General features: G+C 63.3%; 23 protein-coding genes. 11 read left to right on the top strand and 12 right to left on the bottom strand.

Annotated features, from left to right (window positions below; translation table 11 throughout):
- The first annotated feature begins 102 nt into the window (after positions 1 to 102).
- Positions 103 to 1,287 carry a thiolase family protein gene (locus AC0IW7_RS22615; protein ID WP_122495033.1) on the top strand — a complete coding sequence of 395 codons (1,185 nt, stop codon included), beginning with the start codon at positions 103 to 105 and terminating at the stop codon, positions 1,285 to 1,287.
- Between the two features lie 156 nt (positions 1,288 to 1,443).
- Here AC0IW7_RS22615 and AC0IW7_RS22620 read toward each other — a convergent pair whose 3' ends face one another.
- A complete protein-coding gene (locus tag AC0IW7_RS22620; RefSeq protein WP_471820997.1) occupies positions 1,444 to 1,680 on the bottom strand; it encodes a DUF6316 family protein in 237 nt (78 codons plus the stop codon).
- Between the two features lie 273 nt (positions 1,681 to 1,953).
- On the opposite strand from AC0IW7_RS22620, the gene AC0IW7_RS22625 reads away from it, so the two are divergent.
- On the top strand, positions 1,954 to 2,907 hold the full coding sequence (locus AC0IW7_RS22625; protein WP_471820999.1) for a DMT family transporter: 954 nt from the start codon (positions 1,954 to 1,956) through the stop codon (positions 2,905 to 2,907).
- 51 nt (positions 2,908 to 2,958) lie between these two features.
- Here the strand turns inward: AC0IW7_RS22625 and AC0IW7_RS22630 are convergent, their stop codons facing one another.
- The 3 genes from AC0IW7_RS22630 to AC0IW7_RS22640 form a co-directional block, all read right to left on the bottom strand.
- Positions 2,959 to 3,579 carry an NAD(P)H-dependent oxidoreductase gene (locus AC0IW7_RS22630; protein WP_122495039.1) on the bottom strand — a complete coding sequence of 207 codons (621 nt, stop codon included), beginning with the start codon at positions 3,577 to 3,579 and terminating at the stop codon, positions 2,959 to 2,961.
- Positions 3,572 to 4,966 (bottom strand): class II fumarate hydratase, encoded by a 1,395-nt coding sequence (locus tag AC0IW7_RS22635; protein WP_122495041.1) that lies wholly within the window; start codon positions 4,964 to 4,966, stop codon positions 3,572 to 3,574. Before AC0IW7_RS22635 ends, AC0IW7_RS22630 begins: the two co-directional genes overlap by 8 nt.
- A 108-nt stretch (positions 4,967 to 5,074) precedes the next feature.
- Complete coding sequence (locus tag AC0IW7_RS22640) at positions 5,075 to 6,088, bottom strand: DUF2804 domain-containing protein (RefSeq protein ID WP_471821002.1); 1,014 nt, start codon at positions 6,086 to 6,088, stop codon at positions 5,075 to 5,077.
- Between the two features lie 319 nt (positions 6,089 to 6,407).
- On the opposite strand from AC0IW7_RS22640, the gene AC0IW7_RS22645 reads away from it, so the two are divergent.
- From AC0IW7_RS22645 to AC0IW7_RS22665, 5 genes are all read left to right on the top strand, one after another.
- Positions 6,408 to 6,938 (top strand): DUF2059 domain-containing protein, encoded by a 531-nt coding sequence (locus AC0IW7_RS22645; RefSeq protein ID WP_122495045.1) that lies wholly within the window; start codon positions 6,408 to 6,410, stop codon positions 6,936 to 6,938.
- A gap of 12 nt (positions 6,939 to 6,950) precedes the next feature.
- On the top strand, positions 6,951 to 7,244 hold the full coding sequence (locus tag AC0IW7_RS22650; protein ID WP_463383132.1) for a BolA family protein: 294 nt from the start codon (positions 6,951 to 6,953) through the stop codon (positions 7,242 to 7,244).
- Positions 7,245 to 7,547: 303 nt separating this feature from the next.
- The gene (trhO, locus tag AC0IW7_RS22655; protein ID WP_122495049.1) at positions 7,548 to 8,486 is read left to right on the top strand and encodes an oxygen-dependent tRNA uridine(34) hydroxylase TrhO; all 939 of its coding nucleotides are present in this window, start codon (positions 7,548 to 7,550) and stop codon (positions 8,484 to 8,486) included.
- A 54-nt stretch (positions 8,487 to 8,540) separates the two neighbouring features.
- Positions 8,541 to 9,176, top strand: coding sequence for a DsbA family protein (locus tag AC0IW7_RS22660; protein WP_471821004.1), 636 nt, complete (start codon positions 8,541 to 8,543; stop codon positions 9,174 to 9,176).
- Complete coding sequence (locus tag AC0IW7_RS22665; RefSeq protein WP_471821006.1) at positions 9,169 to 10,947, top strand: ABC transporter ATP-binding protein; 1,779 nt, start codon at positions 9,169 to 9,171, stop codon at positions 10,945 to 10,947. Before AC0IW7_RS22660 ends, AC0IW7_RS22665 begins: the two co-directional genes overlap by 8 nt.
- A gap of 9 nt (positions 10,948 to 10,956) precedes the next feature.
- Here AC0IW7_RS22665 and AC0IW7_RS22670 read toward each other — a convergent pair whose 3' ends face one another.
- The 4 genes from AC0IW7_RS22670 to AC0IW7_RS22685 all read right to left on the bottom strand — a co-directional run bounded on the left by AC0IW7_RS22670 (position 10,957) and on the right by AC0IW7_RS22685 (position 14,739).
- Positions 10,957 to 12,207, bottom strand: coding sequence for an FAD-dependent oxidoreductase (locus AC0IW7_RS22670; RefSeq protein ID WP_471821008.1), 1,251 nt, complete (start codon positions 12,205 to 12,207; stop codon positions 10,957 to 10,959).
- A gap of 179 nt (positions 12,208 to 12,386) precedes the next feature.
- Entirely contained in the window at positions 12,387 to 12,983 is a 597-nt protein-coding gene (locus AC0IW7_RS22675) for a hypothetical protein (protein WP_471821010.1), read from the bottom strand.
- 142 nt (positions 12,984 to 13,125) lie between these two features.
- On the bottom strand, positions 13,126 to 13,338 hold the full coding sequence (locus tag AC0IW7_RS22680; RefSeq protein WP_471821012.1) for a hypothetical protein: 213 nt from the start codon (positions 13,336 to 13,338) through the stop codon (positions 13,126 to 13,128).
- Positions 13,339 to 13,485: 147 nt separating this feature from the next.
- Positions 13,486 to 14,739, bottom strand: a complete 1,254-nt coding sequence (locus AC0IW7_RS22685) for an NAD(P)/FAD-dependent oxidoreductase (protein ID WP_471821014.1) — start codon at positions 14,737 to 14,739, stop codon at positions 13,486 to 13,488.
- 140 nt (positions 14,740 to 14,879) lie between these two features.
- Here AC0IW7_RS22685 and AC0IW7_RS22690 point away from each other — a divergent pair, with 140 nt between their 5' ends.
- Positions 14,880 to 15,767 carry a LysR substrate-binding domain-containing protein gene (locus AC0IW7_RS22690; protein WP_471821016.1) on the top strand — a complete coding sequence of 296 codons (888 nt, stop codon included), beginning with the start codon at positions 14,880 to 14,882 and terminating at the stop codon, positions 15,765 to 15,767.
- 30 nt (positions 15,768 to 15,797) lie between these two features.
- Here AC0IW7_RS22690 and AC0IW7_RS22695 read toward each other — a convergent pair whose 3' ends face one another.
- Entirely contained in the window at positions 15,798 to 16,556 is a 759-nt protein-coding gene (locus tag AC0IW7_RS22695) for an anti-sigma factor family protein (RefSeq protein ID WP_471821017.1), read from the bottom strand.
- Positions 16,553 to 17,065 (bottom strand): sigma-70 family RNA polymerase sigma factor, encoded by a 513-nt coding sequence (locus AC0IW7_RS22700; RefSeq protein ID WP_471821018.1) that lies wholly within the window; start codon positions 17,063 to 17,065, stop codon positions 16,553 to 16,555. Before AC0IW7_RS22700 ends, AC0IW7_RS22695 begins: the two co-directional genes overlap by 4 nt.
- A gap of 170 nt (positions 17,066 to 17,235) precedes the next feature.
- Here AC0IW7_RS22700 and AC0IW7_RS22705 point away from each other — a divergent pair, with 170 nt between their 5' ends.
- Both AC0IW7_RS22705 and AC0IW7_RS22710 read left to right on the top strand, forming a co-directional pair.
- Positions 17,236 to 18,324: a catalase family peroxidase gene (locus AC0IW7_RS22705; protein WP_471821019.1), complete on the top strand. Its 1,089-nt coding sequence runs from the start codon at positions 17,236 to 17,238 to the stop codon at positions 18,322 to 18,324.
- Positions 18,321 to 18,854: a cytochrome b gene (locus AC0IW7_RS22710; protein ID WP_463383122.1), complete on the top strand. Its 534-nt coding sequence runs from the start codon at positions 18,321 to 18,323 to the stop codon at positions 18,852 to 18,854. Before AC0IW7_RS22705 ends, AC0IW7_RS22710 begins: the two co-directional genes overlap by 4 nt.
- A gap of 4 nt (positions 18,855 to 18,858) precedes the next feature.
- Here the strand turns inward: AC0IW7_RS22710 and AC0IW7_RS22715 are convergent, their stop codons facing one another.
- Positions 18,859 to 19,287: a hypothetical protein gene (locus AC0IW7_RS22715; protein WP_463383121.1), complete on the bottom strand. Its 429-nt coding sequence runs from the start codon at positions 19,285 to 19,287 to the stop codon at positions 18,859 to 18,861.
- 127 nt (positions 19,288 to 19,414) lie between these two features.
- Between AC0IW7_RS22715 and AC0IW7_RS22720 the strand changes: the two genes are divergently transcribed.
- Positions 19,415 to 20,263: a cache domain-containing protein gene (locus AC0IW7_RS22720; RefSeq protein WP_471821021.1), complete on the top strand. Its 849-nt coding sequence runs from the start codon at positions 19,415 to 19,417 to the stop codon at positions 20,261 to 20,263.
- Positions 20,264 to 20,407: 144 nt separating this feature from the next.
- On the opposite strand, the gene AC0IW7_RS22725 is transcribed toward AC0IW7_RS22720, so the two are convergent.
- A complete protein-coding gene (locus AC0IW7_RS22725; RefSeq protein ID WP_471821023.1) occupies positions 20,408 to 21,316 on the bottom strand; it encodes a LysR family transcriptional regulator in 909 nt (302 codons plus the stop codon).
- Between the last annotated feature and the right edge of the window lie 60 nt (positions 21,317 to 21,376).

Here is a 21,376-nt window from a genome sequence, read left to right on the forward strand (position 1 = left end):
ACACGGGATGAATAATCATCGCCGTGGCGCTTGCGGCGGTTTTATCCTAGCGGCCAGCTGCACTCCAGCCCTGATCTTTTCCGAACAAAAACGAGGTGCGTGATGCGTGAAGTAGTGATCGTCGACAGCGTGCGGACTGGCCTGGCCAAGTCCTTTCGCGGCAAGTTCAACCTGACCCGTCCGGACGACATGGCCGCGCATTGCGTCAATGCTCTGCTGGAACGCAACAAGATCGACCCGGCTTCGGTAGAAGACTGCATCGTCGGTGCAGGCTCCAACGAAGGCGCGCAGGGTTACAACATTGGCCGCAACGTGGCCGTGTTGTCGGGCCTGGGCACTCAGGTGGCCGGCATGACCCTCAACCGTTTCTGCTCCTCGGGCCTGCAGGCTATCGCCATCGCCGCCAACCAGATTGCCTCGGGCTGCAGCGACATCATCGTCGCCGGTGGTGTTGAGTCGATCACCATGACCCTGAAAAGCGTCAACACCGACAACCTGATCAACCCGCTGCTCAAAGTCAGCTCGCCGGGCATCTATTACCCGATGGGTCAGACCGCCGAGATCGTCGCCCGCCGCTACAACGTCACCCGCGAGCAGCAAGACGAATACGCCCTGCAAAGCCAGCAACGCACTGCGCGCGCCCAGGCTGAAGGCCTGTTCGACGACGAAATCGTGCCGATGGCCGTTAAGTACCAAGTGGAAGACAAAGCCACTGGCGAAAAATCCATCGTTGAAGGCGTGGTCGATCGCGACGATTGCAACCGTGCCGACACCACCCTGGCCAGCCTGCAAGGCCTGAAGCCAGTGTTCGCCGAAGACGGTTCGGTGACCGCCGGCAACGCCTCGCAGCTGTCGGACGGCGCCTCCATGACGCTGGTGATGAGCCTGGATAAAGCCAAGGAGCTGGGCCTGGAACCGCTGGCGTATTTCCGCGGTTTTACCGTTGCCGGTTGTGAGCCAGACGAAATGGGCATCGGCCCGGTGTACTCGGTGCCCAAACTGCTCAAAGCCCGTGGCCTGGAAGTGGACGACATCGACCTGTGGGAACTGAACGAAGCGTTCGCCTCGCAGTGCCTGTATGCCCGTGACTTCCTGAAAATCGACAACGAAAAATACAACGTCAACGGCGGCTCGATCTCCATCGGCCACCCGTTCGGCATGACTGGCTCGCGCCAGGTCGGCCACCTCGTGCGTGAGCTGCGTCGTCGTGGCAAACGCTACGGCATCGTGACCATGTGCGTAGGCGGTGGCATGGGCGCTACTGGCCTGTTCGAAGCCTACAAATAAGGTTTCGCCGCCCATAAAAAAACCGCGCTTCGGCGCGGTTTTTTTATGCGGTGTTTATCCGGATTACCCGGGATTAACTCCCGCCCCTCAGGTGGTGAATTCCTGTAGGAGAGGCTTCAGCCTCGATGCTCTCGACGACAACGGTGATCTGGAGGCCTAGTGATCAATAGTCCCATGCCGATCCATAAACGTGCGGCTCTCAATAATCTCGTCGCCTTGCAACTGCCGGCGCACGTACATCGCAATCTCCCGCTCAGCATCCACACGGGTGAAATACGGCCCTTCCAATGTGCCTTCGCGGGTGGCGAAAAAATACTGACCGTTCACGGCGCTGACCCGCTCACTGCGGTAATGGGTAGCGGCGGCGGCATCCTGCGTGCGTTGGCTGAACATGGTTGTGGCTCCATAGGGGGGTCGGATTCTGTGAGTGTAATCACACTTCGGGTGTGCGTCACGTTTAGCGACAAATGGCAGCTTTTTCCGAGTAGATCGCCGCCAATTGCGGGTTTTTACACTTAATTGGCGCCAGGCAAATGGCGTTGATTGCACTCGCACGACTGAACCGTACAGTTACGGCGCTCAACTGTTCCTGTGTTTGCGGGTGGGCGGCTGCCTAGAATGCGGGCTTTGCCAGCGTTTGCTGCGCTCTGCTCATTTGAGGCTGCCATGCACACTTCTTCCGGCCGTTGGCTTTACGGCCTGACGCTTGCCCTGATCACCGCCGTGCTCTGGGGTGTTCTTCCTATCAAATTGAAAGAAGTGCTGGAGGTCATGGACCCCATCACCGTGACTTGGTATCGCCTGATCGTTTCCGGCTCGCTGCTGCTGGTGTACCTGGCGTTGACGCGCCGCCTGCCCGATTTCAGGTTGCTCGGTGGCAATGGCCGGGTGTTGCTGGCGGTGGCCGTGCTGGGTCTGATCGGCAATTACGTGCTGTACCTGATCGGCCTGAAAGTGCTGAGCCCAGGCACTACGCAATTGGTGATTCAAGTGGCGCCCATTCTGTTTCTGCTGGGCAGTGTGTGGCTGTTTCATGAGCGCTTTAGCGTCGGCCAGGCAATTGGCCTGGCGGTGCTGATTCTCGGCTTCGGCCTGTTCTTCAACCAACGCTTGCATGAGTTGCTGACGTCGCTGGGCACCTACACCGTCGGCGTGCTCACCGTTTTGCTCGCTGCCTTCGTCTGGACGTTTTATGGCCTGGCGCAGAAGCAGTTGCTGACCCGCTGGAATTCCATGCAAGTGATGATGGTCATCTACCTCGCCTGCGCTGCGTTGCTCACGCCGTGGGCACATCCGGCGCAAGTGCTGGAGCTGAGTGCGCTGCAATTCTGGTTGTTGATCGCCTGCTGCCTGAACACGCTGGTGGCTTACGGCGCGTTTGCCGAAGCGTTGGCGCACTGGGAAGGTTCGCGAGTGAGCGCAACGCTGGCCATCACGCCGCTGGTGACGTTCGCCTCGGTGGCCGCCGCCGCGCAGCTATGGCCCGAGCATGTTCATCCTGAGCAGATCAATTGGCTGGCGTATGTCGGTGCGGTGCTGGTGGTGTTTGGCTCGGCGGTGACGGCGATTGGGCCGTCGTTGATGGCCAACCTGCGGGCGCGGCGGGCGAGCGGGGAATAACTGCTTTCTGTGGGAGCGGCCGGCCGCTCCCACAGGGTGTTTTGCAGCGCTTTAAATCTTCGAGCCCAACAACTCCGCCTTGCGCAGCCACGCTTGGCGCTGCGTTTCGGTCGACGGCCGAATGGGCGAGAACTGGGCGAGTCGGCGGGTTTTGATGCCGCAGAAGCCGAGAATGGTGCGGGTCATCTGCCGGTGCGCCGGAGCGCCGTAGATCCAGCGGAAGTACCACGGCGGCGTGTCCATGGTCACTAGCAGATCAGCCGTGCGGCCGGTCAACAGTTTGTCCCATAGCTGCGAGCGGTTGCGGTACTTGAAGGCGAAGCCGGGCAGGAAGGTGCGGTCGAAAAAGCCTTTGAGCAGCGCCGGAATCCCACCCCACCACACCGGATAAACGAACACCAAATGCTCGGCCCAGTGAATCTGGCGCTGGGCTTCAAGCAGGTCGGCTTCCAGGGTCTGGCTTTGGTCATAGCCGTCGCGCAGGATCGGGTCGAATTGCAGCTCGCCGAGCTTCAGCTGGCGCACCACGTGGCCCTGGCCACGGGCGCCGACGGTGTATGCCTCGGCCAAGGCGTTGCAAAAACTGTTGCCCTTGGGCGTGCCCAAAATCAGCAGTATTCGCTTGCCGTCGCCCTCCAATGGCGTGGCGCCGCTCCTGACCTCGTCACTCATGGCTACCAGCCTCAAGCATGCTTTCCGGTCGCACCCATTCGTCGAACTGCTCGTTAGTGACGAAGCCCAGCGCCACCGCCGCTTCGCGCAACGTCGTGCCTTCGCTGTAGGCCTTTTTGGCGATTTGTGCGGATTTGTCGTAACCGATATGGGGATTCAGCGCGGTCACCAGCATCAGCCCGCGCTCAAGGTGCGCGGCCATTTGCGTGGCGTCCGGCTCCATGCCTTCGATGCAGTGCTTCTGGAAATTGCGGCAACCGTCTGCCAGCAGGCGAATGGATTGCAGCAGGTTATGGATGATCACCGGCTTGAATACGTTGAGCTGCAGATGGCCCTGGCTGGCGGCGAAGGTGATGGTGGTGTCGTTGCCCATCACTTGGCAGGCCAGCATCGACAGCGCCTCGCACTGGGTCGGGTTGACCTTGCCGGGCATGATCGAGCTGCCGGGTTCGTTGGCCGGCAGGCGCACTTCGGCCAGACCGGCGCGCGGGCCGGAGCCGAGCAGGCGCAGGTCGTTGGCGATTTTCATCAAGGCCACGGCCAGGGTTTTCAACGCGCCGGCCAAAGTCACCAGCGGCTCATGGCCGGCGAGGGCGGCAAACTTGTTCGGCGCAGAGGCCAGCGGCAAGCCGGAAAGGGCGGTCAGCTCGGCGGCGATGGCTTCGGCGAAACCGTGCGGGGAGTTGAGCCCCGTGCCCACCGCCGTGCCGCCTTGGGCCAGCTCACAAACGGCGGGCAGCGCGGCGCGGATGGCGCGTTCGGCGTAACCCAGCTGGGCGACAAAGGCGGAAAGCTCCTGGCCGAAGGTGACGGGCGTGGCGTCCATCATGTGCGTGCGCCCGGTTTTCACCAGGTGCATGTGCCGCGCTGCCTGTTCGGCCAGACCGCCGGACAGCTCGGCAATCGCCGGCAGCAGGTCGTGGGTGATCGCTTGCGCGGTGGCAATGTGCATGGCGGTGGGAAAGGCGTCGTTGGAGCTTTGCGAGCGGTTCACATGGTCGTTCGGGTGCACTGGCACCTTGCCGCCGCGCCCCTTGCCAGCCAGCTCGTTGGCGCGCCCGGCAATCACTTCGTTGACGTTCATGTTGCTTTGCGTGCCGCTGCCGGTTTGCCACACCACCAATGGAAATTGATCGTCGTGCTGGCCGGCGAGTACTTCGTCGGCGGCTTGTTCGATCAGGCGAGCGATGTCGGGCGGCAGGTCGCCGATGCGGTCGTTGACCCGGGCGGCGGCTTTTTTGATCAGCGCCAGGGCGTGAAGCACGGCCAGCGGCATGCGTTCCTGGCCGATGGCAAAGTTGATCAGCGAACGTTGCGTCTGGGCGCCCCAATACGCCGCTTCAGGAACGTCGATGGCGCCGATGCTGTCGGTTTCAATGCGATTCATGGTTCTTCTCCGCGGACTGTTCCGGCAGTTTAGGCGTTGCTCTGGCGGGCAGGTTCCCTGTAACGCACATAAAACGTTACGGCGCTTCGCTGAGCGCCACTGTGTGAGTTACCAGCGCGCGTTGGTGGTGCCGAGCCAGCCGAGGGCGCCGTCCACTGGCACGCGCTCGCCTTTTGGCCCGCGCAGCACGCCGTCGAATTGACCGAACCATTGGCGGGTCTCGGCATAAAAGGGGCCCACCTTCGGCCGCGCAACATGTTGCTGACGCGGGGTGAACACCAAGGCCACGCGGTCATCTGCGCTATTTAACTGCCAGGGCGCGGAGGGGTTGTGCAGGTTGCCGGTGATCGTCATGGGGCTGCTGACATGCTGCAGCTCACCGCCAAACCACAAGGCGTTTTCCGACAGCCCCGTGTTGTCCGTCCAGCCGGAGCCAAAGTTGCCGGCAATGCCGCCCGGCGCGGCGAAGGCGGCGCGGGTCCAGTGGGTATTGAGCGGCCACACGCCGCGGCCGAAGTCCAGCGCGGCAAAGCTGTTGCCGGGTACGCAGTGGTATTGCGTGCTGCCCAACTGCACGTCACCGCTGGCCGGCAGCCCTACATGCCGGGACGTGGCGTGGAAGCCGCCCTGAGCAAACGGCACCACCAGGTTGACTGAGTCGAGGTGGCCGGGGCGCTGTACGTCCAACGCCACTTGCAAGGTTTGCCCACCGATGTCCGGCACCGTGGCCACCAAACGGGCGCGGCCAGGGTGCTCGTCTACGCGAATTTGCAGGCGTGAGTGCTGGAAGACGTGACCCTGCAAGGGTGTGTCAGGCATCTCGCAGCCGCGCGCCAGTGGCCGCAGCTGGGTGTGGGCGACGGCGTGGCCGGTTTGCAGGTCGAGAAAATAGACGGCGCCGTAACCGATGTAATCGAGGTCCGCCACGGTGAGCGCCATCATCCAGTCCGGCGTGGTGATGCACCAGTGGTTCCAGCGCTTTCGGCGGCCATAGTGCCCGGGCAGGGCGCAGTTCAGGTGGGGGCGGCTCGACCAGCCGATGGCGTTCGGCAGGAGCCTGCCCTTGGCATCGCATAAAGGCTGCCAAGGGTCGGAGACGAGGGCGGTACTGAGGTTGCTCATCGAACACGTCCGTGTGTTGCTGAATAAGGTGTGGCGAAACCGGGCCGGTGAAACGGGGCGCATTTTCTGGCGCGTGTCGCGGCGGGTAGCCAATTTGTTGGCGCGAAGAATGCACCGTCGAAGGGGCGTGCTGCAAGTGCTGGCAATTCGCTTGCGGACCAAAGGAGTCTCCTCAACGGCTGTCAGGATTTTCCCGCCGGCTTGCCCAGTGCAACCGCTGCGCTTGAGCCGGGTCCAAGCAACGCGCAGAATGCCCAGCCTCCGGGATTTGCCTTTACTTCTCTCTTTCTATCCGCTTTCAAAACCAAGGAAATACCTAATGACCCCGATTCGTACCCTTTGCACTGCCGCCTTTATGGTCTGCCTGAGCGCCAACGTATTCGCAGACGCTAAAAGCCACGCCGCCAACGCTGAAACCTTCCTGAAACTGGCCCACGCCGACAAACTCACCGCCCCGATCTACGCCCAAGTTGATCAACTCTTCGATCAACGCTTCGTTCAGGCCCAAGCGCCAGAAACCAAAAAAGCCCTTCTCGAAACCTACAAAGCAAAAGCCAAGGCTTCCCTCGACAAAGCCGTCGCCTGGGACAAGCTCAAGCCCGACATGGTCAAGCTCTACACCACCAACTTCAGCGAGCAGGAACTCAAAGACCTGATCGCCTTCTACCAGTCGCCACTGGGCAAGAAAGTGCAGGAAACCATGCCGCGCGTAACCGCACAGTCCGCGCAAATGGCCCAGGCCAAGCTGGAAGGTGCTGTTCCGGAAGTGAACAAGCTGCTGGCCGACATGACCAAAGAAATTGCCCCGGCCGACGCCAAAGCCGCGCCAGCCCCAGCCAAAAAGCCGTAATCGGAGCCTTGTATGACTATGCGTGAACGCATTCAAACCACCCTGGCGGCGCTCGACCCTTCGTTCGTCGACGTGCAGGACGAAAGCCACATGCACAGCCGTGGCCTGGAAACCCACTTCAAGGCCGTGGTGGTGACGCCAGCGTTTGCTGGCCTGAATGCGGTCAAGCGCCACCAGAAGGTGTACGCCACATTGGGCGACCTGATGGGCCAATTCCACGCACTGGCGCTGCATACCTATACACCCGAAGAATGGGCCGCCACCGGCGCCGCCCCAGCTTCGCCGACCTGCGCAGGCGGGCACTAACCCGCCGCGCGGGCTCCCGGAAACGAAAACCGCCGCTTGAGTGATCAAGCGGCGGTTTTTTTATGGGTCTTTTTTGTTCTGGCTGGTGCCGTCGATCGAGAGTTTCGGGGCTAAGGCCAGGCAAGGCGCCCCGCAGCGTTTAAGCGCAGCGTACTGCAGTACGTGAGCATTAAAAGCGAGGACGCAACGCAGCATGGCCGACGCCCAGAAACTCGCATAAAATGCGCGCCGCGCCAGCCGGCGCCATTTTTGACACAAAATCCGGTCCGCCCTTTGCGAGGGTGACCACCTGGAGAACTCCCCATGACCCACCCCATCGTCGTGGCGGCGCTGTACAAGTTCGTCACCCTGACTGACTACGAAGCGCTGCGTGAACCGCTGTTGCAAGCCATGCTCGATAACGGCATCAAAGGCACCTTGCTGATCGCCCTCGAAGGCATCAACGGCACCGTTTCCGGTAGCCGCGAAGGCATCGACGGTTTGCTGGCCTGGCTCAAGCGCGACGAGCGTTTTGTCGATATCGACCACAAAGAATCGTTCTGCGACGAGCAGCCGTTCTACCGCACCAAGGTCAAGCTGAAGAAAGAAATCGTCACCCTCGGCGTGCCTGGCGTCGACCCAAACCAGCAAGTGGGCACTTATGTAGAGCCGCAAGACTGGAACGCGCTGATCGACGATCCCGAAGTGCTGCTGATCGACACCCGCAACGACTACGAAGTGGCCATTGGCACATTCGAAGGCGCGCAAGACCCGAAAACCAAAAGCTTCCGCGATTTCCCGGCCTATATCGAAGCCAACTTCGACCCGGCCAAGCACAAGAAAGTCGCCATGTTCTGCACCGGTGGCATTCGCTGCGAAAAGGCCTCGAGCTACATGCTCAGCCAAGGTTTCGACGAAGTGTTTCACCTCAAGGGCGGCATTCTTAAGTACCTGGAAGAAGTGCCGCAGGAAGAAACGCGGTGGAAGGGCGACTGTTTCGTCTTCGACAACCGCGTCACCGTGCGCCACGACCTCAGTGAAGGCGAGTACGACCAGTGCCACGCTTGCCGCATCCCCATTTCCATCGCCGACCGTGAATCGCCGCATTACGTGCCGGGCGTCAGCTGCCCCCATTGCTGGGACAGCCTCAGCGAGAAAACCCGGGCCGGCGCACGTGAGCGGCAAAAGCAGATCGAACTGGCAAAAGCCCGCAACCAACCCCATCCTTTGGGCTACAACCCACGGGAAAAAGGCCGCGACTAAACGCGCGGCCCGCGCCTTCTCAATCAAGATCGTCCCGGCAATTGGAGCCCACGCATGCACGCACGTCTGATCTATGTGATGGACCCGATGTGTTCCTGGTGCTGGGGCTTCGCTCCGGTATTCGACGTCCTGGCCCAGCAAGCGCTGGCCGCTGGTGTCAGCAGTCATCTGGTGGCCGGCGGGTTGCGGGCCGGCACCGCCGCCGCGCTGGAACCGACCACCAAGCGCTACATCCTCGAACACTGGCAATCGGTGCACGCCAGCACCGGCCAGGCCTTCACCTTTGACGGGGCGCTGCCCGACGGCTTCGTTTACGACACCGAGCCGGCCTGCCGCGCCTTGGTGGCTGCGCGCAATCTGGATGCAGAAAGCGCCTGGTCGCTGGTGAAACTGATTCAACACGCCTTCTACGTCGAAGGCCGCGATGTCACCCAGGCCGCTGTGCTGGTGGAACTGGCCGAACGGGCCGGGCTGCCGCGCATCGAATTCGCTGCCGCCTTCGACAGCGCTGCCGAGTTGGCCGCCACCGTCGCCGATTTCGAGTGGACGCAAAACCTCGGCATTGCCGGTTTCCCTACCGTGCTGGCCGAGCGCAACGGGCAGTTGGCGTTGCTCACCAATGGTTATCAACCGCTGGAACAACTGGCGCCGCTGCTGGCGCGCTGGTTGGAGCACGGCGCCCATGCTTGATCGCCTGAGCTGGGAAGAAATCCGCCGTCTGGCCCTGCGCCATAGAAAGTCGTTAATCCTCGCCAACCTGGTTGCCGTATTCGCCACCCTGTGCAGCGTGCCGATTCCATTGCTATTGCCGCTGCTGGTGGACGAAGTGCTGCTCAAGCAGGGCGACGCCGCGCTCAAGGTCATGAACCACGCGCTGCCCGAGGCCTGGCAAAGCGCGGTTGGCTACATCGGCCTGATGGTGGCGCTCACCTTGCTCCTGCGCGGTTCGGCGTTGATCTTCAACGTGCTGCAGGCCCGACTCTTCGCGCGGCTGTCGAAAGACATCGTGTACCGCATTCGCGTGCGCCTGATCGAACGCCTCAAGCGTATTTCCCTCGGCGAATACGAAAGCCTGGGCAGCGGCACGGTGACCACGCACCTGGTCACCGACCTCGACACCCTGGACAAATTCGTCGGCGAAACCCTGAGCCGCTTTCTGGTCGCCATGCTCACCCTGACCGGCACCGCCGGCATTCTGATGTGGATGCATTGGAAGCTGGCGCTGCTGATTCTGCTATTCAACCCGCTGGTGATCTACGCCACGGTGCAGCTTGGCAAACGGGTCAAGCACCTGAAAAAGCTGGAGAACGACAGCACCTCGCGCTTCACCCAGGCGCTGACCGAAACCCTGGAAGCGATCCAGGAAGTGCGCGCCGGCAACCGTCAGGGTTTCTTCCTCGGCCGCCTTGGCCAGCGTGCGCAGGAAGTGCGCGATTACGCCGTGGCCTCGCAATGGAAAAGCGATGCCTCCAGCCGCGCCAGCGGCTTGCTGTTCCAGTTCGGCATCGACATTTTTCGCGCGGCGGCGATGCTCACCGTGCTGTTTTCTGATTTGTCGATTGGCCAGATGCTCGCGGTGTTCAGTTACCTGTGGTTCATGATCGGCCCCGTCGAGCAACTGCTGAACCTGCAATACGCCTACTACGCCGCCGGTGGCGCGCTGACACGCATCAACGAGCTGCTGGCCCGCGCCGACGAGCCGCAGTACGCCGGCGGCGCTAACCCTTTTGCCGGCAAACCCACCGTGGGCGTCGAGGTGCGTGGACTGAGCTTCGCCTACAACGACGAACCGGTGCTCGACGGCCTTAACCTGCGCATTTCGCCCGGCGAAAAAGTGGCCATTGTCGGCGCCAGCGGCGGCGGCAAAAGCACCTTGGTGCAGTTGCTGCTGGGCCTGTACACCGCGCAAAGCGGCAGCATTCGCTACGGCGATAAAAGCCTGGAAGAGATCGGCCTGGAAACCGTGCGTGAACACGTGGCCGTGGTGCTGCAACACCCGGCGCTGTTCAACGACACCGTACGCGCCAACCTGACCATGGGTCGCGAACGCAGCGATGAAGCCTGCTGGCGTGCGCTGGAAATCGCGCAACTGGCGCACACCATTCACGCCTCGCCCAAAGGCCTGGACAGCATCGTCGGCCGCTCCGGCGTGCGCTTGTCTGGCGGGCAACGCCAGCGCCTGGCCATCGCGCGCATGGTGCTGGCCGAGCCGAGCGTGGTGATTCTCGACGAAGCCACCTCCGCCCTCGACGCCGCCACCGAGTACGCCCTGCACCAGGCCCTCGGCCAGTTCCTGCAAGGGCGCACCACGCTGATCATCGCCCACCGGCTATCCGCCGTTAAGCAAGCGGATCGGGTGTTGGTGTTTGACGGCGGGCGCATTGCTGAAGACGGCGACCATCAGCAACTGATCGCCGAGGGCGGCCTGTACGCCAAGCTCTACGGCCACCTCCAGCACTGAGCGCCGGGTTTACAACGGCGCCGGTTGCGCCTGCGGCTGCCAGGTGCGTTCGCGCAAGCCGATGGGCTTGAACGGATCCACCAGCGTGCCGGCCACCATGGCCGCCAGAATCTGCGGCGCTGGCGGAATTTTCGACAGGCCGAACAGCACCTGATCCCGCAGCATCGGCAACACCCGTGAGTCGGACTGATAAAACGGCGTGAACGCCGCCGACAGCGCCTGGAACGTGCGTACGTGACGGCGGCGCGAAGCGGCGTAGCGGGGCAGGGCGCTGGCCAGGTCGTCGCTGGTGTTCAACGCATGCACCAGCGCGCGGGCATCAAGCAGCGCCATGTTGGCGCCCTGGCCCAATTGCGGACTGGTCGAATGCGCAGCATCGCCGATGATCGCCAGGCTGCGGCCCACCGGCATCGCCAGCGTGTGATGGCCGTAGCGGGCGAGGGTCATGTCGTCGAAACCATTGATCTGCTTCAGGTACGACTCGCAGTCGGGCCACAGGTTGGCGATTCCGTCCTTCCAGCTCTCAATGCCTGCGCGCTTTAACGTTTCCACCTGATCCGGTTTGGTACTCCAGAAAAACGCACTCATCGGCGCGCTCGAAGGCTGCGCTTTGCCAATTGGCAGCACGCCGATCATGGTGGTCGCGCGCTGATAGCGCTGCACCAGCGCCGTGCTGGTCTGCGCGGCGGCGTCAGCCTGCAACGAGGCCCAGAACGCGCCGTAGAGCAGCGGTTTCGGCTCGCTCGGTTGCAGGCAGAACGCCTTGAGCCGAGAGCGCGAACCGCTGGCATCAACGACTAAATCGAACGGCCCGGCCTTGCGCTCGTTGGCGCCGACCAGCCAGGCGAGGTCGCCGCGGGTTTCCAGGCTTTCCACATCCAGCCCGGTCTCTACCGCAATGCCTTCGGCCGTCACCGCTTGGAACAACACATGGAAAAGGGCGGCGCGGTGCACGGCAATGCCATGACGGCCACCTTTGATGGCGGCGTAACCAACGTCGAGCACGGTGCGCCCGGTCAGCGCGTCGGCGCCGTACAAACGGTCGATGCGGCTGCCCAGTTGCGAGATGGCGTCGAATAAGCCCAAGTCGTCGAGAACGGTCAACCCGGTGGGCTGCAGGATAAGCCCCGAGCCCACGGGCGAGGCGTGCTCGAAGCGTTCGAACACCGTGACTTGATGGCCGCTGCGATGCAGGTACAAAGCGGCGGCAAGACCAGCAGGGCCGGCGCCGACAATGGCAATTCGCAGGGGTTTGATCACGGTAAGTCTCCAGCCCGACAACGGTGGGCCTGTCCTTGGAAGGGGAGCTGCACGGCAGCGCTGCCGTTATACCGGTAAACCGCCTAAGGGGTAAGCCTGCGGTGTGGGCACTGAATCACAGGCAAAAAAATTGGCCAGAAGGGCGAACCCCGCTGGCCATGTTCTAACGCGTTGTGGCATTAGCTGCCGCCACCGGCGCCGCCGCCACCACCTGCGCCGCCGGAACCGCCAGCGCCACCACCGGTTCCGCCGGAGCTGCCGCCCATGCCGCCGCCCGTGCCGCTGGTGCCGGTGCCGCCTGTGCCGGTGCCGCCGGAGCCAGTGCCACCGCTGCCCGAGCTGCTGCCGCCGCTGCCACCGCTACCGCCTGGTACGGTCGAGCCAGTGCCGGTGCCGGTGCCTGTGCCGGTCGCGCCGGTTCCCGTACCGATGCCCGTGCCACCTGTGCCGGTGGCGCCTGCGCCTGAACCGGTGGTGCCGGTGCCGGTACCAATGCCGGTGCCCGTGCCGGAGGTGCCATTACCGGTCGCACCTGCCGCGCCACCCGGGGCGCCAGTGCCAGTGCCGGTGGTGCCTTGGCCGGTTGCGCCCGTGCCGGTGCCGGTGCCCGGTGCGTTGGCGCCGGTTGCCGAGTTGCCGGTGCCGTCACCGGTGGTGCCGGCTTCCGGTGCGCCCACGCCGTTGCCCGGGGTGACGGTCGCTGCCATCACCAGCGAGGCGGAGGAGGCGGCGATAATTCCGCTGAGTAACAGGGCAGTAAAAGGTAATTTGCTCATCGTTGATGCTCCATTTCTGTGAGTTACCTAGAAGTGGAGTGGTGGCGTTTCGCCGATGTTCGATAAACAGGACCAGTGGTCAATCAGCCCCGCAGAAACGACCGGGGCGCCCAATTGGCGCCCCGGTGATGTAACGGATCAATCAATGCCACCAGCGTGGCTGACCCCAACGTTGCTCTTCGCTATCGAGTTGTTTGTCGACGGCTTGGGTGGTGTCATCAGCTTTGGTGGTTTTGCTTTGCTCGGTGGTTTGCTTGGCAGCGGCCGCTTGATAATCGTGGTTAACGTCGGCGCCAGCGAAGGCGGTGCCGGTTAACAACGCGGTGAGCAAAGACGCGGTAACGATGGTTTTCATGGTGTGTTCCTCAAGGGGTTGTGAGTGACTTCGGGGCCAAGTTTCCGTGCTCGCCGCCGCCTTGAGAAACGCATGGTGTTGGTAGTTGATATCGCTGAAATTGATGGAGCCTACATGCCGTGCGCCAGAGTGCTGCGGCGCAAATACTTACGCAAACCGACGCGGCGAAAACGCCGCCAAGGGCACCGACGCCGCCACGCCGCTGGCCTGTTCAGCCACCAATTTGCCGGTGATCGAGGCCAGGGTTAAGCCGACGTGGCCATGGCCGAAGTTATAAAACACCTGCGGCAACAACCGCGCCGCGCCCACCACGGGTTTGCTGTCGGGCATCGACGAGCGAAAGCCCATCCACTGGGAACTGGGCTCGTGTTGCAGCGTGAGAAAGTGCCGCGCGCCATTGGCCAGGTAGCGATAGCGACGCGGGTCGGGCAGCGCCGCCGTACCGGCAAATTCCACCGTGCCGGCCACGCGCAATCCCTGCGCCATGGGCGTCAGGTAAAAGCCACCGGCGCCCCAGCACACCGGCCGGTTCAGCAGCGCTCCGGCTTGCTCGAACAGCACGTGGTAACCGCGCTCAGTGTCTTGCGGCAACGTGTCGCCCAGCGTGCCGGCCAGCCGCTTCGACCAAGCGCCGGTGCACAGGGCCAGGCGGTCGACCGTCAGCGTGTCGCCACTGGCCAACCGCGCCACCACCTGCTCGGCGTCAGCGGCGCTGCGTTCAATCGCGAGCAACTCGCCGCGAATAAAACGGCCGCCGTGCTGAAGAAAACGCTCGAACAAACGCACGCTCAGTGCATATGGATCGAGCGTGCGGCTCACCCCCGGCAGCTCCACGCCCAATGCCGCACGGGCATTCAGCGCCGGCTCCAAGGCATGCAATTCGGCGTTTTCCACCAGGCGAATCGGCACGTCGAACGCCTGGTGGTACGCGACCATTTCTTGGGCAACATGTCGCTCGTGAGCCTCGAATACATACAGCGAGCCGTCGTGGCGAACCAGATCGTGCGCCTGCGCGTCATCAAACAACGTGGCCCACGCCTGCATGCACGGCGTGAGCAGCGTGCGCAGTTCATGACTGATTGCCTGCACACGCTGCTCGCTGGAGTGGCGCAAAAACTGCCACAGCCACGGTGCGATTTTGGCCAAATAGGCCGGGCGCACCCGCAACGGCGAATCCGCTTTGAACAACAGCGCTGGCGCCTGCCGCCAAATGCCGGGCGTGGCCACCGGCTCCACCGCATAGGTGGCGAACGTACAGGCATTGCCAAACGAGGTGGCGGTGCCGGGCGGTTGCCGATCCAACAGCGACACCTGCCAACCAAAGCGCTGCAGCCACAAGGCCGTGGCGATACCGACTACCCCGGCGCCCACCACTAACGCGGTTCCGCGCGACTCTGTCATGTCCGTTCTCCTTATGCGCCTGCTGCATGCTTGCGCGAGCCAGTGTTGGCGTGAAGGGAGCGAAAATAGGCAAAACCAGCGGTACACTCCAGCGCTAATAACTCATGCAGCTATTCGCTAAACGCATAGACGGGCCTGCCATGGAATCCATCCGCCGATTGCCCTCCCTGCCAGCGCTAAATGCCCTGGTGCAGGTCGCCGACACCCGCAGCTTCACCGACGCCGCCGCGCGCCTGCACCTCACGCAGAGCGCCGTCAGCCGGCAGGTTCAGCAGCTCGAAGAGCACTACGGCGTGGCGTTATTCGAGCGCAGCAGCCGACAAGTCGCCCTGACCGCCAGCGGCGAGCAGGTGCTGGCCGTGGCGCAACGCCTGCTCGCCGAGCTGGCCGCGCTGGAGCGTTCACTGCTGCCGGCCAACGCCGAGCGGCCGTTTCGCATCCGCATTTTTGTGTCCTTGGCCGTGCGCTGGTTGTTGCCCCGGCTGACCAGCTTTTACGCCGCGCACCCGCGCCTGGCGTTATCCATTGAAACCGTGGGCGGTGAAGCGGTGGACACCGATGGCGACTGCGACGCTTACGTGCTGTACCTGCGCGACGGGCTGGACGGGCGCGAGGTATTGCCCCTGTTTGAGGAATACCTGATTCCCGTCTGCGCCCCCACGCTCGCCAGCGGCCTAGCGCCGCCGCGTTCAGTGGCCGAGTTGGCAGCCCATCCGCTGATTCATGGTTCGCCGAGCCGGTTCGAGTGGACCACCTGGTTGCACGCGCACGGCGAAGAGGCGGGGCCGGGGTTTCAGCATCTTCAGTTCAATCTCGATGACCTGGCGCTGGACGCGGCGAGTCGTGGTTTGGGCGTGGCGGTGAGCGATCAGGTGTTGGCACAGGACGCGTTGGCGCGGGGCAATTTGCTGGTGCCGTTTGGGCAGCCGCTTAAGACGGGCGGGGTGTACGCGCTGTGGTTGAGTGCGCAGGGGGCGGCGCATCCGGCGCGTGAGGTGGTTCTGGAGTGGTTCGAGGGGCAGCGTTGACGCTTAAAAGCCCCTCACCCCGAAACGCCATCAAATCGCCCGCCCCAACCCCCGCCGAACCGGCTCAACCGCCGGATCATCCGCCGGCGCCACCAGCGCATAGTTGTACTCATCACTGGACCAATAATCCGCCTGCAATTCCCCATCCCGCCGCGCGCCACGGTCGAGCAAGTAGTGCTGCGGGCCCGGCGGGCGAATATAAAAGCTCACCTTGCGGCCATTGGCATCCTCATACACCAACATAGCCGCCGCGCCTTGTTCGGTGCTGATCATTCGCCCACCTACCGGCGTAAACCCGGCGCCGGCCAGATCCGGAATGCGGTCGGCCCGGGCGAAGTGGCGGTCGAGCCAGCTTTGCGCATCGGTGCTGGTCGCCAGTGTCCAGTCGTTGGCCATGCCGTCTTTGAGGGCGAACATGCGGTAGGCCTGCACGGCGTCGGCCATGGGCAGCATGTGGCTGGCCAGGTTGACGGTGCGCGCGTGCCAGCCGCCGACGCTGCCCAGGCTGACGGCAACAAACAGCGCCGCCGCCGTCGCCCACTGCCGGCCGCGCTGACGACGCTGGTTGTGGCGAATGGCGGCGGGGTCCAGTTGCGGGTTGGGCGTCAGGTGCAGGGCGCCGCTCAGCGCGGCGCGCAGGTGCTGGGCGTCGTGCTGCCAGGCGCGAACCTGCTCGGCCAACTCCGGGTTGGCGCTGAGATAACGCGCCACGCGATCGCGGTCGGCCTCGTTGAGCTGGCGGTCGACGTAAGCGTGCAGGTCGTGTTCGGTTGGGGGCAGGTCGTTCATTTCAACACCCGTAAGGCTGGTGAGGTGATTTCGCCGTCGCTGAGTTGGCGCAACGCCTGGCGCGCGCGGGACAGGCGCGACATCACGGTGCCGATTGGCACGTTAAGAATTTCGGCAATTTCCTGATAACGCAGGCCTTCCACCGTCACCCACAACAAAATCGCCCGCTGCTCATGGGGCAGGCGCTCGAAGGCGGCGAGGGTGGTTTGCGCCACCACGGTACGCTCGGCGGAGGGCGCGTAATGATCGTCCTGGCTGCCCGTAAACAGTTCCAGCACGCGCTTGTAACGGCTGGCGCTGCGGTGCGCATCGAGAAACTGGCGGTACACAATCGCAAACAGCCAGGCGCGCAGGTCGCCGTCGGGCTGCTTGCCGGCCCAGGCGCCCAGGGCTTTTTCCAGGCTGGCTTGCACCAGGTCGTCGGCGCTGGTGGGGTTGCGGGTCAGCGACTGGGCGAAGCGCCGCAGGCGGGGCAGCAACTCGCGCAGTTGGTCATCGATACCGTGCATGGCGGTGCAGGTTCCAGAACGTAGCGTTAGTAAAATAGCGTGTGGAACGAGAGACGACGCAGGGACGACTTTATTCCCGCCGCCCCACAAAAATAAATTAATTCGTGGCCAGGGAATAAACCCGAAGGCGGGGCGTCTGACTGCACCTTCGCCTGATTCTGGAGTTCCCCATGGCACCAAACGACCCTCAACCGCGGCCGCCCCTCAGCCCGCTCAGCCCGCTCAGCCTGGCCCTGCGCGTTGGCGCCATCGGCGCGGTGACGCTGCTGCTGGCCGGCGCGCTGGCCTATACCGGCGGCTATTTCAGCCCCGAGCGCCTGACCCCCGACCGCGTGGTCGACGTGTTGGAAAAGAACAACGGCGAGCATCCCGGCTTTCGCCGTAATCACCCCAAAGGCGTGTGCGTAACGGGCTACTTCGAGAGCAGCGGCGCGGCGGCCTCGCTGTCCTCTGCCGAGGTGTTCAGCGCCACCCGCACGCCGGTGCAGGGGCGGTTTTCCTTGCCGACGGGTAACCCTTATTCACCCGACAGCGCAGCGGCGTTACGCAGCATGGCGCTGCGTTTCCAGCAGGCCAACGGTCAGCAATGGCGCACCGGCATGAACAGCATGCCGGTGTTTCCGGTGGGTACGCCGGAGGCATTTTTTGGCTTGCTGCAAGCCACCGCGCCAGATCCGGCTACCGGCAAACCCGACCCACAAAAGGCCGGCGCTTTCTTCGCCTCGCACCCGGAAACCGGTGCGTTTCTGGCCTGGGCGAAAACCGCGAAGCCGGCCGCCAGTTTCGTCACGGAAACCTACAACAGCGTGAACGCCTTCTACCTCACCAACGCCGCCGGCCAACGCCAGACCGTGCGCTGGAGCATGGTCGCCACCACCCCGGCGGACAGCGTGGCGCCGCAGGCTGAGAACTACTTGCTCGCCGACTTGCAGCAGCGCCTGGCGGCGGGTGCGCAGCGTTGGGACTTAGTGCTGACGCTCGCCAACCCCGGCGACCCGAGCAACGACGCCAGCAAAGCCTGGAGCGGCGAACACCGCACCGTCACTGCCGGCACGCTGGTTATCGAACGCGAGCAAGCGCAAGACAACGGCGAATGCCGCGACATCAACTACGACCCGCTGATTTTGCCCAGCGGCATCGAAGGCTCCGACGACCCGTTGCTCGCCGCCCGTTCCGCCGCGTACGCGGCTTCGTATAAACGCCGCACGGGTGAAGTCAGTTCCTTGCCCGCCAGTGCTTCGCAGGAGTCCCGCCCATGAGCGCTCAACATTTTTCTTTGCCCGCGCGCGTTCTGCATTGGTTGATGGCCGTAATGATCCTGGCCATGTTGTTTGTGGGCGTGGGCATGGTGGCCTCGGTGTCGGAGCGGCATCAGTGGCTGATCAATTTGCACAAGCCGTTGGGCATCGCCATTTTGCTGCTGGTGATCGTGCGGCTGGTGGTGCGCTTCAGCTCGACCACACCGCCGTTGCCCGCCGATTTGCCCGCTGTTCAGGCGCTGGCCGCCAAGTTGTCTCACGTGCTGCTGTATGCGCTGATGCTGGCCTTGCCGTTGGTAGGCTGGGCGATGATTTCGGCAGCGGGCGATCCGGTCATGCTGGGCAGCGCGCTGCAATTGCCGGCCTTGCTGCCCGCCGACGCGCCGACCTTCGCCGTGCTGCGCAAGGCCCATCGCTACCTCGCGTATTTGCTGTTCGCCACCGTGCTGCTGCATTTGGCCGGCGCCTTGTTTCACGCTTGGGTGCGGCGCGACCACGTGCTTCACAGCATGGCGCGCGGCCCGAAGTAGGCGGCTATTCAATGCCCCATTGGCCGCCGGCTTTTTCGCAATCGGTGCGCGCCTGCGACGCGTCTTTCAGGTCGTAGTAGTAGGTCAGCACCTTGGCCCCTTTGGGGATATTCACCGAGTCGGCATTTTTGTCCTTGCTGCTCGAACGCTGGTTCGCCAGCGCTTCCTGGGTCAGCGTGGCGGTGCAGGTGCCGCTGGGTTTTGCCGGGCAGCTAGCGACTTTGTGCTTGTTGGTGGCCAGGGTCTCTTTGCTTTCGTTGCTGCACGACCAGTCGAGACTGCCGGCCGGTGCGCCTTGGTATTCGTAGCAGGTTTTGCCTTCCACCATCGGCACCGCCGCGCTCTGTGCGCGGGTGTCGACCATGCAGGCTTCGGCCCACACGCCGGTGGAGGCAACGCTGGAAAAGAGCAGGGCAAGCAGTCGGGCTTTCATGGCGGGCGGCCTTTGTTGTTGTGGTGTTGAGTTGTGAAACAGCCGTCGCGCTTTGGTTCAGCGGGTTGGATGAATGGTCGGGCGCGCGTCTACACTGCAAGCCATTCAAACCCTGCGGAGTTCTTCCATGACGTTGCTCACCCGTGTGCTGTTGGTGTTGTCGCTGTTGGTGCCTGGCTATCAGGCGTTCGCGCAGACCGATGCGGCGTATCAACAAGAAGCCCAACACGCCAAGGCGCTGCTGCTCAAAGCGGTGGACTACTACGAGAAAAACGGCGACGCCGCGCTGGCCGCCTTCAGCCGTCAGGGTGAATTCGTGACCGGGCAGTTGTACGTGTACGTGGTCAACACCCAGGGCGTGATGCTCGCCAGTGGTGGCCCGTCGGTGATGCTGGTGGGGCGCGACGTATCCGCCACCCTGGACGCCGACACCAAAACCGCCTTCGCCCGCGCCATCAGCGAGCCGGAAGGCGAAATTCACGAAGCCGAATACCGCTGGGTCAACCGGCAGGACGGCAAAGTGGAGCGCAAACACACCTACTTCCAACGCATCAACGACCGCATTCTCGCCGTCGGTTACTACCTGCCACGGGCCAAGCCCGAAGAAGCGAAAAAACTGCTGACCGAAGCGGCGGCCGCCATCGACAAAGACGCGAAAACCACCTTCACCGCCATCAACGACCTGGACCCGCGCTACCTGCAAGACGACCTGTACGTCTTTGTGGTCGACCTCACCAGCAAACGCTTCGTCGCCCATGGCTACAACCGCCGCCTAATCGGCACCGACTTCGCCAACCTGAAAGCCCCCGACGGCGCCGCCATCGGCCAACGCATGCTCGACGCCATCGCAAGCGACGGGCATGGCGAACTGGAATACCTCTGGCGCAACCCCGTGACCGAACGCAACGAACACAAACATGCGTACCTGCAAAAGGTCGGCAACTACCTGGTGGCCGTGGGGTATTACTCGCGCTGAAATGCCGTCCGCCGCCTGCTCGATCTGCATTTTGTAGGAGCCACCTTGGTGGCGAACCCTGCGAACGGAATTCGAGAAATATGTTTGCAGGGTTCGCTAGCAAGCTAGCTCCTACAGGTTTTGGCAGGGCAGGTCGGGGTGCGTTCAGGCGGCGGCTTGTGCCACTTCATCCTCTTTGCGTATTTCCTCGAGCATCGCCTGCGCCGCCGGCGACAGGCTGTGCCCGGCGCGCATCACTACGCCATAGGCCGATTGCTGGGCGGGGCGATCGCTGGCCAGCGGCAAAATGTCGAGGCGCCCGGCAGCGACGTCTTCGGCCACCACATCCCACGGCGACAGGCTGATCACGTCGCTGCACGCCACCAGCGCTTTGAGCACCATAAAGTTGTCGCATTCGATGCCCAGCGGTTGCTCGCGGCCGCTCACTTGGCGCAAAGCGCGTTCAACCTCTTCGGGCAATAACGTGCCCGCCAGCGGGTACGCGGCGAGCGCTTCGGGTGTCAGGTTGCGTTGTTGCAGCAGTGGGTGGCCGGGGCGGCAGAAGAACACGCCGGTGCGCGGTTTAAGCGGTTCGATGGTCAGCTGCGGGTCGCCTTGCAGTTCGCGGCAGTCGGCCACAAATAGCTCCACGCTTTCATCGAGCAGGCGCTGGCGCAGGCTGCGCCAATCGCCGATAGCCAGCTGTACGCGGATTTTCGGGTACTGGCTCACCAGCTTGCCCAGTGCTCGGGGTATCAGGTGGGCGGCAGGGTAGGGGCCGGCGCCCAGGCGCAGCTCGCCGGCTTCTAGGTTGCCGAGTTGGCTAACGGCGTTGTGCAGCGAGCGGTTGGCTTCCAACAACCGGCGCGCGTGTTCCATTACCAACTTGCCGTGGGCCGTGAGCACCGCCTGGCGCGGGCCACGGTCGAGCAGTTGGCAGCCCAGGCTGGCTTCCAAGGCTTGCACGCTGCGCGACAAGGCGGGCTGGCTGAGGTTGACCGCCTCGGCCGCGCGGGCGAAGTGGCCGTGTTCGGCAACGGCAACGAAGTGGCGAAGCTGGCGCAGGTCATTCATGCGGTTCTCGCATCGGAAAGTGAATAATTTTGCATTGGAATTATCAGTCTGCCTTTGCCA

This window comes from Pseudomonas sp. AC229 (genome assembly GCF_979254655.1).

Excerpts from the sequence above, each read along its gene's own strand:
- AC0IW7_RS22615 (WP_122495033.1), top strand. The coding sequence starts at position 103 with ATGCGTGAAGTAGTGATCGTCGACAGCGTGCGGACTGGCCTGGCCAAG.
- AC0IW7_RS22620 (WP_471820997.1), bottom strand. The coding sequence starts at position 1,680 with ATGTTCAGCCAACGCACGCAGGATGCCGCCGCCGCTACCCATTACCGC.
- AC0IW7_RS22625 (WP_471820999.1), top strand. The coding sequence starts at position 1,954 with ATGCACACTTCTTCCGGCCGTTGGCTTTACGGCCTGACGCTTGCCCTG.
- AC0IW7_RS22630 (WP_122495039.1), bottom strand. The coding sequence starts at position 3,579 with ATGAGTGACGAGGTCAGGAGCGGCGCCACGCCATTGGAGGGCGACGGC.
- AC0IW7_RS22635 (WP_122495041.1), bottom strand. The coding sequence starts at position 4,966 with ATGAATCGCATTGAAACCGACAGCATCGGCGCCATCGACGTTCCTGAA.
- AC0IW7_RS22640 (WP_471821002.1), bottom strand. The coding sequence starts at position 6,088 with ATGAGCAACCTCAGTACCGCCCTCGTCTCCGACCCTTGGCAGCCTTTA.
- AC0IW7_RS22645 (WP_122495045.1), top strand. The coding sequence starts at position 6,408 with ATGACCCCGATTCGTACCCTTTGCACTGCCGCCTTTATGGTCTGCCTG.
- AC0IW7_RS22650 (WP_463383132.1), top strand. The coding sequence starts at position 6,951 with ATGACTATGCGTGAACGCATTCAAACCACCCTGGCGGCGCTCGACCCT.
- trhO (WP_122495049.1), top strand. The coding sequence starts at position 7,548 with ATGACCCACCCCATCGTCGTGGCGGCGCTGTACAAGTTCGTCACCCTG.
- AC0IW7_RS22660 (WP_471821004.1), top strand. The coding sequence starts at position 8,541 with ATGCACGCACGTCTGATCTATGTGATGGACCCGATGTGTTCCTGGTGC.
- AC0IW7_RS22665 (WP_471821006.1), top strand. The coding sequence starts at position 9,169 with ATGCTTGATCGCCTGAGCTGGGAAGAAATCCGCCGTCTGGCCCTGCGC.
- AC0IW7_RS22675 (WP_471821010.1), bottom strand. The coding sequence starts at position 12,983 with ATGAGCAAATTACCTTTTACTGCCCTGTTACTCAGCGGAATTATCGCC.
- AC0IW7_RS22680 (WP_471821012.1), bottom strand. The coding sequence starts at position 13,338 with ATGAAAACCATCGTTACCGCGTCTTTGCTCACCGCGTTGTTAACCGGC.
- AC0IW7_RS22685 (WP_471821014.1), bottom strand. The coding sequence starts at position 14,739 with ATGACAGAGTCGCGCGGAACCGCGTTAGTGGTGGGCGCCGGGGTAGTC.
- AC0IW7_RS22690 (WP_471821016.1), top strand. The coding sequence starts at position 14,880 with ATGGAATCCATCCGCCGATTGCCCTCCCTGCCAGCGCTAAATGCCCTG.
- AC0IW7_RS22695 (WP_471821017.1), bottom strand. The coding sequence starts at position 16,556 with ATGAACGACCTGCCCCCAACCGAACACGACCTGCACGCTTACGTCGAC.
- AC0IW7_RS22700 (WP_471821018.1), bottom strand. The coding sequence starts at position 17,065 with ATGCACGGTATCGATGACCAACTGCGCGAGTTGCTGCCCCGCCTGCGG.
- AC0IW7_RS22705 (WP_471821019.1), top strand. The coding sequence starts at position 17,236 with ATGGCACCAAACGACCCTCAACCGCGGCCGCCCCTCAGCCCGCTCAGC.
- AC0IW7_RS22710 (WP_463383122.1), top strand. The coding sequence starts at position 18,321 with ATGAGCGCTCAACATTTTTCTTTGCCCGCGCGCGTTCTGCATTGGTTG.
- AC0IW7_RS22715 (WP_463383121.1), bottom strand. The coding sequence starts at position 19,287 with ATGAAAGCCCGACTGCTTGCCCTGCTCTTTTCCAGCGTTGCCTCCACC.
- AC0IW7_RS22720 (WP_471821021.1), top strand. The coding sequence starts at position 19,415 with ATGACGTTGCTCACCCGTGTGCTGTTGGTGTTGTCGCTGTTGGTGCCT.
- AC0IW7_RS22725 (WP_471821023.1), bottom strand. The coding sequence starts at position 21,316 with ATGAATGACCTGCGCCAGCTTCGCCACTTCGTTGCCGTTGCCGAACAC.